Source organism: Alphaproteobacteria bacterium RIFCSPHIGHO2_01_FULL_41_14 (assembly GCA_001767855.1).
Classification (GTDB): Bacteria; Pseudomonadota; Alphaproteobacteria; order UBA7879; family UBA5542; genus 2-01-FULL-41-14.
In genome coordinates, this window is the sequence record MEMF01000002.1 from 176805 (window position 1) to 190240 (window position 13436).

Here is a 13436-nt window from a genome sequence, read left to right on the forward strand (position 1 = left end):
TAAAAGGAAGATTAAATGGCTGGTCATTCCCAATTTAAAAACATTATGTACCGTAAGGGTGCACAGGATGCTAAAAAAGCAAAGACTTTTACCAAGCTCATTCGAGAGCTTACAGTCTCAGCCCGTCAAGGCCCTGATCCTGAATCAAATCCAAGATTGCGTGCAGCGATTATTGCGGCTCGTCAAGCGAATATGCCTAAAGATACAATGGATCGTGCCATTGCACGCGGTGCTGGCCCAGCAGACACAGATAATTATGAGGCCGTTCGATATGAGGGGTATGGCCCAGGCGGGGTTGCTCTTATTGTGGAGGCGCTAACGGACAACCGTAATCGAACAGCGCCAGAAGTTCGAACAGCTTTTTCTAAATTTGGGGGAAGTCTAGGAGAAACAAACAGCGTCAGTTTTCAGTTTCAACATGTGGGGCAAATCGAATATACGGATATCCCTCTTTCTGTTGAAGCCCTCTTTGATCTGGCCATCGAAGCAGGGGCTGACGATGTAGTTCAAGAAGAGGGGGGCCATCAAATTTTTTCCGCTGTAAATGACCTTCATAAAGTCAGAGATTTTTTGTCTACAAAACTGGGGGATCCATCCTCTTGCAAGCTGGTGTGGCGTCCTTTGAATCTGGTAAAGGTAGAAGGAGAGACAGCTCGTTCTCTTTTAAAGTTGATTGACTTATTGGAAGATAACGATGATGTGCAGGCTGTGTTCTCGAATTTTGACATTGATCCATCTGCAGTGGAGGGGCTGTTTTCATAGATATACTCAGAGTTATTGGGATTGATCCTGGCTTAAGAATAACAGGATGGGGTATTATTGATCTCAAAGGATCTCATCTAACCCATATTGCTCATGGCATCGTTTGCTCTAAAGAGACCTCCTCTCTAGGAGATCGATTAAATCAGATTTATGAGCAGTTGAGTAGAATCATTGATACCTATAAGCCTCAAGAGGCTGCGATTGAGGAGGTTTTTGTTAATAAAAATCCTGAATCGACCTTAAAGTTGGGAATGGCACGAGGAGTATGCATGCTGGCCCCTTCTCATCAGGGGTTATCTGTGTCAGAATACAGTGCAAATAAAGTAAAAAAAGCTGTGGTGGGTGTAGGTCATGCCGACAAGAATCAAATGAAGGCGATGATCAATATCCTTCTCCCAGGCTGTTTAGCTGAAAAGGATGCAGCAGATGCCCTGGGGGTTGCCATTTGTCATAGCCATTTAAGGAACATGAGAGAGTTAAGTGCCCACCATGATCGCAAAGTTAACTGGAAGCCTTGATAGTCGATATGATACGTCCGTTGTGATTGATGTAAACGGTGTAGGATATGCTCTACTCTGTTCACAAAACACTTTACAGGATCTCCCAGGAGAGGGCGCCGCATGCGTTCTATTTGTAGAACCATTAATTAGATCCGAATCCATCACTTTATTTGGCTTTTCCAGCGAAACTGAACGTTCTGCTTTTAGACTTCTTCTCACCGTTCAGGGGGTAGGAGGAAAGGTTTGTCTGGCGATTCTGTCGGTCTTGACACCGCTACAGATACAAAACAATATTTTATCTCAAGATCATGTTCCTTTTACCCAAGCGGATGGTGTGGGTCCTAAGTTGGCCCAGAGAATTGTGCGAGAACTAAAAGATAAGGCGAATTTTTCTGGAGAAAAAAGCAGCTTAAATTCTGCCCTAAACACTCCCTCTTCTTTACATCCGGAGGCAGTGTCAGCCCTTATTAATTTAGGGTATAAAAAACAAGATGTTTTGGAAGCGATTCATCGGGTTATGGAAGGGAAAGATCAATCTTTCTCTTTAGCTCAGATTATTCCTCTGGCTCTTAAACAGTTAGCGGGTACCTAAATGGATCGATTGATTTCCCCGGAAAGCCTTTTTGAAGAAGAAAAGATACCCTCCCCTTCTTTGCGCCCTTTAAGGCTGGTTGATTTTGTGGGACAACTTCAATTACGCCAAAATTTGGAAATTTTTATTAAAGCAGCACGGGGACGTTCGGAAGCTTTAGATCATATCTTGTTTTATGGACCGCCAGGGTTGGGCAAGACGACGCTGGCTCAAATTGTGGCGTGTGAATTGGGGGTTGGATTCCGGGCAACGTCAGGTGCTATCATTGCACGCGCGGGAGATCTGGCCGCTATTCTGACAAATCTGCAGCCTTATGATGTGTTGTTTATTGACGAAATTCATAGACTGAACCCTGCTGTGGAAGAAATTCTTTATCCTGCGATGGAGGATGGAAAATTAGACCTCATGATTGGAGAGGGACCTTCTGCAAGATCTATCCAGATTGATCTTCCCCCTTTTACTTTGGTTGGAGCAACAACCCGCTCAGGTCTTCTCACGCGCCCTCTGCGGGAACGGTTTGGTATCCCTCTTGCTCTGTCTTTTTATGAACCGGAGGAACTTGCACAGATTATCCTAAAAGCTTCCACGAAAATGGAGTTTCTCATTGGACAGGAGGAAGCTGAAGAAATTGGGTGTCGAGCGCGAGGGACTCCTCGAGTTGCCTTGCGGCTTTTAAAGAGGGTTCGCGATATCACCTCTGTTTGGGATATAGGCATTGATCGAGAAAAAATAGGAAAAGCTTTGTGTCAATTAGAGATTGATGAAGAAGGATTTGATGCCTCGGATCGACGGTACATGCAAGTGATCGCAGATCATTACCAGGGGGGGCCTGCAGGGGTAGAGACTTTGTGTGCGATTCTTTCCGAGCAGAGAGATGTCCTAGAAGAAGTTGTGGAGCCCTACTTGATTCAAAAGGGATTTATCCAACGTACTCCCCGGGGCAGATTATTAACCAAGACAGCTTTTTCTTTTTTGGGTATCACACCTCCTGCGTCTTTTCAGAACCGGTTAAGTCTGCTGGCAGAAGAAACCATAGAAGAATGATGTCTGATTCAGGCTGTATTCAAGAAAATATTCACTACTTTGAAGTCCGTGTGTATTATGAGAATACGGATGCAGGAGGTGTGGTCTACCATCCCAATTATCTTAATTTTGCTGAACGTGCACGGACAGAATTATTAAGATACTGTGGAATCTCTCAAGAGGAATTAAAGCGTCTTTATGCTTGTGTGTTGGTGGTAGCGCAGTTAAATATTAAATATGAAAAAGCAGCTCGTCTAGATGACATTATTCAAGTTCGTACAGTGCTTGAGGGGGAGTCGAAGGCGTTGTTTGACCTCCATCAATCTCTTTGGGTGGGGGATAAACGGATCGCGGATATGAACGTAAGTGTGGTAGCTGTAGATTCAGAATTATGGCATGTTAAGAGGTTGCCGGAGGAAGTAATCAGAAAAATAAAGGAAAATTTAAATGGTTGATACAAGTTCAGGAAAAGTTTTAGCATCCGGGATAGAGATGACTCAGCATACACACGGCGTTTGGGATTTGTTTTGGCAAGCGGATCTCTTTGTAAAGTTGATCATGCTGGTTCTTTTGGTTAGCTCTTTTATGAGTTGGGCGATTATTATTTCTAAAACAAAACAGTTACTCCCTTTGTTGAAGTCCTCAAAATTTTTGGGTCAGTTGATTCATGAGGCCACCACTCTTGGCCATCTTTCAGAGGGAATTAAAAAGATGAAAAATGAGCCCCTAAATCGTATTTTTGAAGCCGTTGTTAAAGAAATGAGGCAGGGAGGCTCAAAAGAAGACAAGCTTTCTCAAGCGGATCGATTGATGCAATCTGGTATTAGAAATGAGATGGATTCTTTAGAAAGAAACGTCGGATTCTTGGCGACAATGGGATCGGTTACGCCTTTCATTGGGCTTTTGGGGACGGTATGGGGGATTATGAATAGCTTTCAATCCATTGCTATGTCTAAGAACACAAGTTTGGACGTGGTGGCTCCTGGCATTGCTGAGGCTTTAGCCGCTACAGCGTTAGGGCTGTTAGCGGCGATTCCCGCGGTGATTGCCTATAATAAACTTTCCATTTCGTTGGGACACTATGCGGTTCAATTAGAAACTTTTTGTGACCGTCTTTACATTATCTGTGCGCGAGGAGGTAGGTAATGCAAGGAGGGTTTCGTCCTAGAAGAGCCGGACGCTATCATGGAACCTATCGTCCGGTCAGTGAGATTAATGTGACGCCCCTCGTGGACGTTATGTTGGTTTTGCTGATTGTTTTTATGATCTCTGCTCCTTTGTTGACGGTGGGGGTACAAGTGGACTTACCAAAGACTAAGGCCACCAGCCTTAAAGCCAAAGCGGATCCTCTCGTGTTAACGATTACGGGAAAAAAAGAAGTTTATCTCCAAGAGTCTCCCATTCGACTTGGCCAACTTATTGTAAGGCTCAATGCCATTACTCGGCGTAATTATGAAGCTCCTGTCTATATCCGGGCCGACCAAAAACTCTCTTATGGACATGTTATGGAAATCATGGGCTTGCTTAATGAAGCGGGATATACAAAAGTGTCTCTTGTCTCAAATTCATGGCGCAAGGGCGGTTCCCTTCAATGATTGATCGTCAATCTTTTTTGATTTCAGGCGGGATCCACCTTTTTTTTATCATTTTGTTACTGATAGGGTTACCCAGCTTTAGGAAAGAGATCTCTCCCACACGTGTGATTGCTGTTTCCATGGTGCCCATTGATAGCATTACCCAGTCTCCTCAGAAAATGCAAAAAAAAGCCCCGATTCTTAGTGCCTATAAAAAGCCTACGTATAATATGGGAAAGCCTTTGGTTCAAAAAAAAATGCCTGTAGTGAAACCAGAGCCGGCCAAAAAAATCACGCAACTTACCCCCCTGCCCCCAAAGCCTATTCCATTGAAGACATCAAAGCCAGAATCTGAACCCAAGAAATCTCCTAAAGTCTTAGAAGAAAAACCGAAACCAGTAGAAAAAGAAGTAGCGCAAGCGCCTAAGAAGTCAAGTGACCCATTTGAATCGGTTTTGCAATCAGTTCAAGAATTTGACAAACAACCAAGTCCGCAAGAAAAAACAATGGATAACAGAGCCTTTGATGCGGATTTAATTTCAAACAAAATCAGCTTGTCAGAATTGGATGCCCTGAGGCAACAGATTCAACAATGTTGGCTTGTTCCCCCGACAGTAATGGCGGAAAAAGATTTGATGGTAGAGGCGGCCATTGATTTGGACGTACGAGGTACGGTAACAGAGATTAAAATTTTGAACCAGAAAGATGCCAAAAAATTTCGGTCTTTTCAAGAGGCGGTCCAGAGCGTGCGGCATGCTTTACGGGCGCCAGAGTGCTCCCCTTTAAAGCTGCCTCCAGATAAGTATCACCAATGGAAAAAATGTGTTTTACGATTTAGCCCAAGAGGAATTGTCTAAATGAAAAAAATTCTATTTCTTTTATGGTGTGCCTGGATGCCTCTTCTGTTGTATAGCGAGGTGGTGGTTGATATTGATCAGGGGCAGGTAAAACCTTTTCCTCTCGCCGTTCTTCCCTTTCAAGGGAACACCAAGATATCAGAGCAAATTCGGTCTGTGGTGATAGAAGATTTAGAGCGATCTGGTTTTGTTGAGGTATTGGATCCAAATTCTTACATACAGACCAATCTCGACTTGCAGACGACCCCTAGATTTGAAGATTGGAAACTGATCAACAGTCGTGGGTTGGTCGTAGGAGAAGTCTTGGAACGTGGAAAAATTCTAACCGTGCGGTTTAAGTTTTGGGATGTGTATGAACAGTCTCTTTCAGTTGAATTTGAATTCAAGACAGACATGAAACATTGGAGACGTATTGCTCACCTAACGGCTAATAAAATTTACAAGGTGATTACGGGGGAAGAAGGGTACTTTGATACGCGTATTATCTATGTATCAGAAAGGGGGCCACAGAAAAAACGCATCAAACGTCTTGCTATTATGGATCAGGATGGGGCGAATCATAAGTATTTAACCAATGGGGACGCTTCTGTTATTACGCCCCGTTTTTCTCCCAATTCTCAGAAAATAGTCTATATGTCGTATGAGACTCACTTAAGACAAGCAAAAGTTCATCAGCTTGATTTAGAAACGGGAAAAACGTCTTTGGTGGGAATTTTTGAGGGTATTACCTATGCGCCCCGTTTTTCTCCAGATGGGTCTAAAGTCATTATGAGCCAGGCCTATAAAGGATCGTCAAGTCTATATGAAGTGGACTTAGCAACACAGAAAGCTAAGCGTCTGACAACTGATGATGTGATTGATACGTCCCCTTGCTACTCTCCGGATGGGACTGAAATAATTTTCAACTCAGATCGAGGGGGAACAAAACAACTTTATGTGATGAGTTCGACGGGGCAAAATATCCGACGCATTAGCTTTGGCGGGGGGGTATATGCAACCCCTGTTTGGTCGCCAGATGGAGAATGGATTGCTTTTACAAAAGTAGAAAATGGGCAGTTTTTTATCGGCTTAATGAAGCCAGATGGTTCAGAGGAACGATTAATCTCCACAGGATTTTTAGTCGAAGGTCCGACGTGGGCTCCCAACAGCCGATTATTAGTCTTTTATAATCAAGAGCGCTGGGGAAAAAATGGGACAGGTGGAAAAGCCAGTCTTTATACAATTCACGTGAGTGGACGCAACAAAAAAATAATTCAGACACCTGAAGATGCTACAGATCCTGCTTGGTCTCCACCCCTTCCTTTCGACCAAATTTAAATTCCTGCTTGTCTAAGTTCCAAAATCGTATGATCATAAAATTATGAATGAATTATTTTATAAACTTCCTGAGTATTTTATTTACTTTAACGATGAAATATTGTGGGGATATGTTGGCATATCTTTAATATTCTTTTCAATTATTTATTTATCGTTCAAATCCAGATTTCTTCAAGTTGTTCAGTTTCCAAAAATATTGAGTTATTTTTTTCAGTCATCTAAAGAAACCATCACAGATGAACCAGGCACCTCTTCTTTAAAAGTTTTTTTCGCTTCTCTTGGGGGATGTATCGGTATTGGAAATTTGGCTACCGTTGCTGTTGCCATAAAAGTAGGCGGACCAGGCGCTCTGTTTTGGGTGTGTGTTGTATCTTTTTTAGGATCTATTATTAAATATAGTGAAATTTTCCTGGGCCTAAAATTTAGGGTTCGAAACGCCTACAAAGGGTATGATGGTGGTCCCATGTACTATTTGCAAAAAGCCTTTCCCACTCAAAGATGGCTTCCGATTCTCTGTTGCATTTTTTTAGGTATCTACGGAGTAGACATTTATATGTTCACCGTCATCAAAACGTCTTTTGTTGCTAATTTCAATTTAGAAACGACACCCACCATGGTGGTGTTATTGTCTCTTATCATACTCAGTGTTGTGGGGGGTATTCGACGTGTGGGGGCTATTGCTATGTTTTTTCTTCCCGCCTTTATGATCGTTTACGCTAGTATGAGTGTTTGGGTTTTTGTTGAAAATTCTGCCATCTTTCCTGCCATGTTAAAAACAATTTTTATTTCTGCTTTTACCGGTCATGCCGCCATGGGCGGGTTTATGGGCAGCACCGTTCTTCTGACCATGTCTAAGGGAATGTCCAGTGCGGCGTATGCAAGTGATTTGGGATCAGGTCTCGCCTCTGTTTTGCAAAGCGAAGTATCAAGCCAAGATATTCAAAAACAGGCGAGCCTTTCTGTTTTTGTGGTCTTTTTAAATACATTTGTTGTGTGTTTGTGTAGCATGTTGTTGGTATTGGTGACAGGAGCCTGGACATCCCCGATTATGGATGGAGGCCTCTTAATCCAAGAGGCCCTTAATCGTAGTTTTTCTAATATGAACTACTTTATGCCCTTTTTTTTATTTGCTGTAGGATATCCCAGTTTGATTTCGAGTTTATTGGTTGGCGTAAAGGCGGCACGATTCATTCACCCTGTGTGGGGGGCCTGCGTATACTATATTTATGCGGTGTGTGTGTTCATTATCTTTTCTTATTTTAATTCTTACTACGCTCTGATTTTTTTAATCTTGGCCGGGGGATTCCTAAATGCTATGAATATTTTAGGTATCTTGAAACTGCGAAAACATATCGACTTTACTTTGTAGGCCCTCATGAAAAAAAAACTTGGATTTTGGTCTGTTCTCTCTTTAGTGGTGGGAAACATGGTAGGTGTGGGCATCTTTATCATGCCGTCTATATTGGCTCCCTATGGGAGCCTTAGCCTGTTAGGCTGGGTGTTAACCTTAGGTGGGGCCTTGTTTATCGCCCTTGTTTTTTCTAAGCTTTCTTCCGTCTTGCCCTCCGTTGGGGGCCCCTATGCGTATGCACGTGCTGGGTTTGGAGATTTTATTGGGTTTCAAACGGCGTGGACTTATTGGATTTCTCTATGGGTGGGTAGCACAGCTACCATCGTGAGTACGTTAGGATATATATCTATTTTGTGGCCTAAAATTGCCACTGATCCCATCTTTAGTTTTGGGACTGGATTAGGCATTATTTGGGTCTTAACGCTCATTAACTTAATCAGTATTTCCTTTGCGGGACGGTTCCAACTTATTATAACGATCGTTAAATTATTGCCGTTGGCTTTAGTGTTTTTCTTTGCGATTCCCCATGTCAACCTTGAGAATTTTGCACTGATTAATCCCAGTGGAAAACCACCACTGATGGGGCTCATTGAGGTTGGGGCTCTGACCATGTGGGGGTTTATCGGATTAGAATCTGCAACCATTCCAGCTGACTATGTGGAAAACCCTAAAAAAACAATTTCTCGGGCCACTATTTTGGGTGTCCTGATTGTTGGATTTCTGTATATTTCCATCTCTTCCTTGATCATTGGATTGGTGCCCAATGATGTGTTACAGAAATCGCCCGCCTCTTTTGCCTTAGCGGCAGGCACTATTTTTGGAAAGGGGGGAGCTCTCTTTGTGGCTTGTGCTGCGGTATTGGGGGGAGTGGGTTCACTAAACGGATGGTTTTTGATCCAGGCTCAAATCCCCTTGGCGGCAGCACGAGACAGATTATTTCCTAAAAGATTTCAAAAAATAACATCAAATGGAACGCCCATTTTTAGTTTACTATCGACAGCGATCTTGATGTCCGCTTTGCTTTTTATGAATTATAATAAAAACCTAATTCAGACCTTTCACTTTATGGTGACTCTGGCAACTCTTTCTATTTTGATCACCTATCTCTTTTCTGTCTTGTCTGAGCTTATGTTGTTCTTAGAGAAACCTCAGAAATTTCGGAAAAGGGATTTGGCAAAAGCGTTGGCTCTTACTGTTCCCGCAACGGCCTATATTTTGGTTGCCTTGATTGGAGCGGGACAAGAGATTATGATGTGGGGCAGCTTCATGTTCTTTGCCAGCGCGCCTATTTATATTCTGGTGAAATGGCAGAATAGATCTTATCCTTTAACGCCTTGAACAAGAACATGGTTCTTCTTTCCAGCTGATAGACGGAGCGTATGATGACTCTGAAGATGAGTTTCATTGATTATGAAATCTTCTTGGGTAATCTTCTGTCCATTAATAGCGCAGCCATTCCCGCGAATCAAGCGGCGGGCCTCTCCGTTGCTTTGGGCAAGGTGTGCTTGAACAAGCAACGTAACAATGGGGATACCCTCTTCCAAATCCGTTTCTTTTATCTGGATGATAGGCAGTGAGGATTTGAGAACACTGTTCCCTTGAGCATCGACGCCGTCTATTTCTATTTCGAACTGATCCGCTTCAAATAGTGTTTGAATGGTGGCATGGATGGCAGGCAGGGCGTCTCTCCCATGGGCCAAGATTGTGGCTTCATCAGCGAGGCGTATTTTGAGTTTATTCAATTCTGTGCCGGAGAGGTTGGTATGGGCATCGATTTCGGCAACAGAAATATCTGTATAAATCTTAAGAAATTTGAGAACATTCTCATCTTCCACATTCCGCCAAAACTGCCAGTAATCGTAAGGGGATAAATTTTCGGCATTGAGCCAAACAGCGCCCTTTTCTGTTTTCCCCATCTTTTGTCCGCTAGCTGTAGTCAGTAGAGGGCAGGTGAGACCAAAGGCTTCTTTTTGGGCCATGCGACGAACTAAATCTACGCCGCTCACGATATTACCCCATTGATCTGATCCTCCGCATTCCAACATACAATCGTACTGTTTATTGAGGTAAAAAAAGTCATAGGCTTGTAGTACCATGTAGTTAAATTCGAGGAAGGTGAGGGCCTGTTCACGCTCGAGTCGCAGGCGAACACTATCGAAGGTCAACATACGGTTGACAGAAATAAAACGACCCACATCCCGGAGGAGATCAAGATATTTGATTTGTCCAAGCCAGGTATCGTTGTTTAATAGAATGGCCTTATGGGGACCCGAATCAAAATCCAGATACTTTGTGAAGACGCCTTTGATAGTGGAGATATTCTGTGTGATCGTTTCTTCTGTCAAAAGGGGACGTGCTGTGTCTTTCCATGTGGGGTCCCCGAGGCGTGTGGTGGCTCCCCCCATAATAACAATAGGACGATGACCATGACGTTGCGCAATGCGCATGATCATGATTAGCATTAGGTTGCCCACGTGCAAGCTAGGAGCTGATGCATCATAGCCAATATAAAAAGTAATGGATTTTTCAGCAGTTAGAGCATCAAGCCCTTCCAGGTTGGTACCCTGGTGAATCAGTCCGCGGCTTTCAAGCTCTTGTAGAAAAGGAGATGTAAATCTCATAGAGTTCCTTTCAAAGAATCATTTTATATGTATCTAAAATGAGGCGGAGAATCAAGGATTAAGGGTTCAAGTACCAAGAAAGACCCAGCTTGAATTCATTATTAATGAGATTAATTTTTTCGGTTACATTGCCATTGCTTTGATCTTTTATTTTCAAGCCAGGTATGTAATCTAAGATGTAATCACTGCGGAGCGCCAAGTGTCTGGTAATAAAGGTTTCAAGTCCTGCGCCCACCCGTATACCGATTCCGTAAACTTTTTCAGATCCCCCTGCTGTAAAGGAGTGTTGAGTACCGCTGTGTTGGGAAGAATGAGAAAAACTCCCTCCTATCATGCCTATACGACCATAACCGATAGTCCCGTGGTTGAAAATATACCCAGGGCGCGCTGTTAGGGCCCATAACCATTGAAGTTTATTCGAGTATGATTCTGTGGTAGTTCCCCCATTGAGAATGGACTCTGAAATGATAGGCTTCGTCAAATCAAGTTGCAATTCTCCCGCCATAAAAAATTTATCTTGATGGTCGCTATACCCAACAAAGAGACCCCACGCCGGGTCCACTGTTGATCCTTCCCCATCATAGGTAGTGGTGGCACTAGACCCATTAACCCCCGTTACATTGCGATGATTTACGAAGGTAGAAAGACCACTATCAGCTCCAAAATAGAATCCGGTTCCAACACTTTCTTCATAAATGTCTCCCATGGCAGGCCCTGACATGGGATTTAATTTGTATCCTATGCCTAAATTAATTTCATTTAAGAGGGGGCGGTCTTTCTTATAATCTGTACCAGATTTATAATAGAAGGGCTGATAAGTCACCTGAGCTCCTTCCACTCGAACGGACAAGCGATCATTTAAAGCAGACTCAAGACCTAAACCATAAAGGAATCCTGTTCGATTAGTGCGTTGATAAGAGGTGGGGAAAATAATTTCCCCGGTACCTCCTGAACTACTATAAGAAAAATTAGAGCTGTTAGCGCCAAGGCGTGCGTATAATAAACTGGATGGGGAGACGTAATATCCAAGACGTCCTATGATTCCCCAAGTGGTTCTTATTTCAGCAGATGAATCTGTGCTTGCTCCAGAAACAGTGTAGCTTGTTTTACTGTCAGCCCCATAGATTCCAACATTAAATTCAGCTCCTGCGTAAATTTTGTTAATGTCTATTCCATACCCTGCCAACAAGTGAATCCCTCCACCAAAGTTGGAAGTGGAAAGATCGTTTGTGAACGTTGAGTAGGTTGAATGAGAAGCTGTTTGCCCTGCTAGCGAGGCAGCTTTAAGACCAACATAGAATCCGTCCCCAACATTCGTATAAGGAGCAATACCTCCTCGGTAGACAAGGCGGGATACTTCTCCCTCTTCTTTCTCTAAATCATCATAAGAAAGCTCTGACGCAGAAGCATCAATGAGCCAGGTAGGAGTTTTCTTTTCTTTTTGATTCAGATAAACAACAAACCGACCATTCCCTTTGGTTCCAAAAGATTTCTTACCAATAACAGAGGTTCCTTTATCAACTTTAAAAATAAGACTCGTATGTTCCGGATCTGTTTGGTCTAGTTTAAATCCTTCTACAAGACCTGCTTTTTGTTCTGTAACGTTTACGTTATCCCATATCATCTTGGGAAGATGGATGCTGACTTCATTCGTTGTTTTGTTTTCTTGAACATCGAAATTTTTTACCTCAGTCGTCATGAGGCGAATAATCGTATCGTTATTTTGAACTAAAATATTCATGCTTTTAACAAGGTCATTTTCTGGAAACACAGAAAACGAATCTCCCCGATTTAAGAGGGCATTGTTTTGGGTCTTCATAGAGGTATATGTTTCGTTAACTTTGTTCGAATTTGAGATAGTATTGACCGTGGGAACAAAAGATTGATGAGCCAGATCAATTACTAATTTGGGATCAGGCGTTTTTTCACCGATAATGGATGCTTGAACAATGCGTGTCCCTTTCTGTACAGACACTTCTATGCCCACATCTTTGTTCATTGTTATCAGTTTATAGCCTTTAAAAAAACCGAAAGATTCAGAAGAAGAGGGGGCCGGCACCCACTGCGTGATTTCTGTGGGAAGAATATAAATGGTAGAAAAGTCATCATTTTCTTTGATAATGAATTTTGTTTGGCGACTAAGATCCAGAACAAGTCGTGTGTTTTGATTTTTGAATCCTGCTCGGATCCCTTTTATGGTCAGAGGTCCATTGACAGGAGCAGGAGATGGATTCATGGGCGCTTCTGCTACAGGATTTTGAGGAATTGGGGCTTCAGGTGGAAGGGGGGGATTTTGGGAATCTGGCTGTGCATAAAAAGAAAGACTATATTGATTATGTTGATTTTGCACCAATTTACCTGTCACAAGACGTTTGTCCTTTTTAATGACTAAATCTCCTGCTCCATCTTGATAGGGTACGTAAGTATAGCTCAACCCAAGGTTTGATTCCTTTGAAAGAGGAGGAGTCCACTGAGTGTCTTCGGGGAATTCGATGAGAAGAGTTTCATCATCTTCTTGGTCGGGCTCTAGGGAAAAAGCTTCATCAAAGGTAAAAGAAAGGGTGGGGGTCCCTTGGTGGTCAATGATCTTCATATCCTGCACAACAAGGGCACATGCTTCTTCTAAATTGGTAAGGAATACCAATAAAAAAGAAAAATATAAAATAGATTTTATTCTCATTCCCCGCCTGTCTTAATTACATTTTATAGAAAAAAGTCAGTCTGAGCTACAGAAACTTCTGTATACTTCAGAGGAAGAGATATTTGAATTTAGAAAGAGAGAATTTTATGAAAATAAGGAGGCCTATAAAGGCCATCACTCTGTTTCTTTTCGGCCTAC

General features: G+C 42.7%; 13 protein-coding genes. 11 read left to right on the top strand and 2 right to left on the bottom strand.

Features of this window, described 5'->3' with window-relative positions:
- Positions 1-15: 15 nt before the first annotated feature.
- The 11 genes from A2621_00880 to A2621_00930 are packed head-to-tail and all read left to right on the top strand — an operon-like array spanning position 16 to position 9314.
- Positions 16-762, top strand: a complete 747-nt coding sequence (locus tag A2621_00880) for a transcriptional regulator (protein OFW89467.1) — start codon at positions 16-18, stop codon at positions 760-762.
- A complete protein-coding gene (locus tag A2621_00885; protein ID OFW89468.1) occupies positions 759-1280 on the top strand; it encodes a crossover junction endodeoxyribonuclease RuvC in 522 nt (173 codons plus the stop codon). Before A2621_00880 ends, A2621_00885 begins: the two co-directional genes overlap by 4 nt.
- The gene (locus tag A2621_00890; protein OFW89469.1) at positions 1252-1854 is read left to right on the top strand and encodes a Holliday junction DNA helicase RuvA; all 603 of its coding nucleotides are present in this window, start codon (positions 1252-1254) and stop codon (positions 1852-1854) included. The genes A2621_00885 and A2621_00890 overlap by 29 nt, the downstream gene beginning before the upstream one ends.
- Positions 1855-2898 carry a Holliday junction DNA helicase RuvB gene (locus A2621_00895; protein OFW89470.1) on the top strand — a complete coding sequence of 348 codons (1044 nt, stop codon included), beginning with the start codon at positions 1855-1857 and terminating at the stop codon, positions 2896-2898.
- Entirely contained in the window at positions 2895-3332 is a 438-nt protein-coding gene (locus tag A2621_00900) for a hypothetical protein (GenBank protein OFW89471.1), read from the top strand. The genes A2621_00895 and A2621_00900 overlap by 4 nt, the downstream gene beginning before the upstream one ends.
- 37 nt (positions 3333-3369) lie before the next feature.
- Positions 3370-4023, top strand: a complete 654-nt coding sequence (locus tag A2621_00905) for a hypothetical protein (GenBank protein OFW90102.1) — start codon at positions 3370-3372, stop codon at positions 4021-4023.
- Entirely contained in the window at positions 4023-4472 is a 450-nt protein-coding gene (locus A2621_00910; protein OFW89472.1) for a protein TolR, read from the top strand. The genes A2621_00905 and A2621_00910 overlap by 1 nt, the downstream gene beginning before the upstream one ends.
- Complete coding sequence (locus A2621_00915) at positions 4469-5308, top strand: hypothetical protein (GenBank protein ID OFW89473.1); 840 nt, start codon at positions 4469-4471, stop codon at positions 5306-5308. The genes A2621_00910 and A2621_00915 overlap by 4 nt, the downstream gene beginning before the upstream one ends.
- A complete protein-coding gene (locus tag A2621_00920; protein ID OFW89474.1) occupies positions 5309-6625 on the top strand; it encodes a Tol-Pal system beta propeller repeat protein TolB in 1317 nt (438 codons plus the stop codon).
- A gap of 43 nt (positions 6626-6668) precedes the next feature.
- Positions 6669-7994, top strand: a complete 1326-nt coding sequence (locus A2621_00925; protein ID OFW89475.1) for a hypothetical protein — start codon at positions 6669-6671, stop codon at positions 7992-7994.
- Between the two features lie 6 nt (positions 7995-8000).
- A complete protein-coding gene (locus A2621_00930) occupies positions 8001-9314 on the top strand; it encodes a hypothetical protein (GenBank protein OFW89476.1) in 1314 nt (437 codons plus the stop codon).
- On the opposite strand, the gene A2621_00935 is transcribed toward A2621_00930, so the two are convergent.
- Both A2621_00935 and A2621_00940 read right to left on the bottom strand, forming a co-directional pair.
- Entirely contained in the window at positions 9296-10597 is a 1302-nt protein-coding gene (locus A2621_00935) for a tyrosine--tRNA ligase (GenBank protein ID OFW89477.1), read from the bottom strand. The two genes, A2621_00930 and A2621_00935, sit on opposite strands and share 19 nt — an antisense overlap.
- Positions 10598-10655: 58 nt before the next feature.
- Positions 10656-13277: a hypothetical protein gene (locus tag A2621_00940; protein OFW89478.1), complete on the bottom strand. Its 2622-nt coding sequence runs from the start codon at positions 13275-13277 to the stop codon at positions 10656-10658.
- Positions 13278-13436 lie beyond the last annotated feature (159 nt).

What these genes read in the sequence shown, in the direction of transcription:
- A2621_00920 (OFW89474.1), top strand. Translation starts at nt 5,309, where the DNA reads ATGAAAAAAATTCTATTTCTTTTATGGTGTGCCTGGATGCCTCTTCTG.
- A2621_00900 (OFW89471.1), top strand. Translation starts at nt 2,895, where the DNA reads ATGATGTCTGATTCAGGCTGTATTCAAGAAAATATTCACTACTTTGAA.
- A2621_00905 (OFW90102.1), top strand. Translation starts at nt 3,370, where the DNA reads ATGACTCAGCATACACACGGCGTTTGGGATTTGTTTTGGCAAGCGGAT.
- A2621_00925 (OFW89475.1), top strand. Translation starts at nt 6,669, where the DNA reads ATGAATGAATTATTTTATAAACTTCCTGAGTATTTTATTTACTTTAAC.
- A2621_00910 (OFW89472.1), top strand. Translation starts at nt 4,023, where the DNA reads ATGCAAGGAGGGTTTCGTCCTAGAAGAGCCGGACGCTATCATGGAACC.
- A2621_00895 (OFW89470.1), top strand. Translation starts at nt 1,855, where the DNA reads ATGGATCGATTGATTTCCCCGGAAAGCCTTTTTGAAGAAGAAAAGATA.
- A2621_00940 (OFW89478.1), bottom strand. Translation starts at nt 13,277, where the DNA reads ATGAGAATAAAATCTATTTTATATTTTTCTTTTTTATTGGTATTCCTT.
- A2621_00915 (OFW89473.1), top strand. Translation starts at nt 4,469, where the DNA reads ATGATTGATCGTCAATCTTTTTTGATTTCAGGCGGGATCCACCTTTTT.
- A2621_00890 (OFW89469.1), top strand. Translation starts at nt 1,252, where the DNA reads ATGATCGCAAAGTTAACTGGAAGCCTTGATAGTCGATATGATACGTCC.
- A2621_00880 (OFW89467.1), top strand. Translation starts at nt 16, where the DNA reads ATGGCTGGTCATTCCCAATTTAAAAACATTATGTACCGTAAGGGTGCA.
- A2621_00935 (OFW89477.1), bottom strand. Translation starts at nt 10,597, where the DNA reads ATGAGATTTACATCTCCTTTTCTACAAGAGCTTGAAAGCCGCGGACTG.
- A2621_00930 (OFW89476.1), top strand. Translation starts at nt 8,001, where the DNA reads ATGAAAAAAAAACTTGGATTTTGGTCTGTTCTCTCTTTAGTGGTGGGA.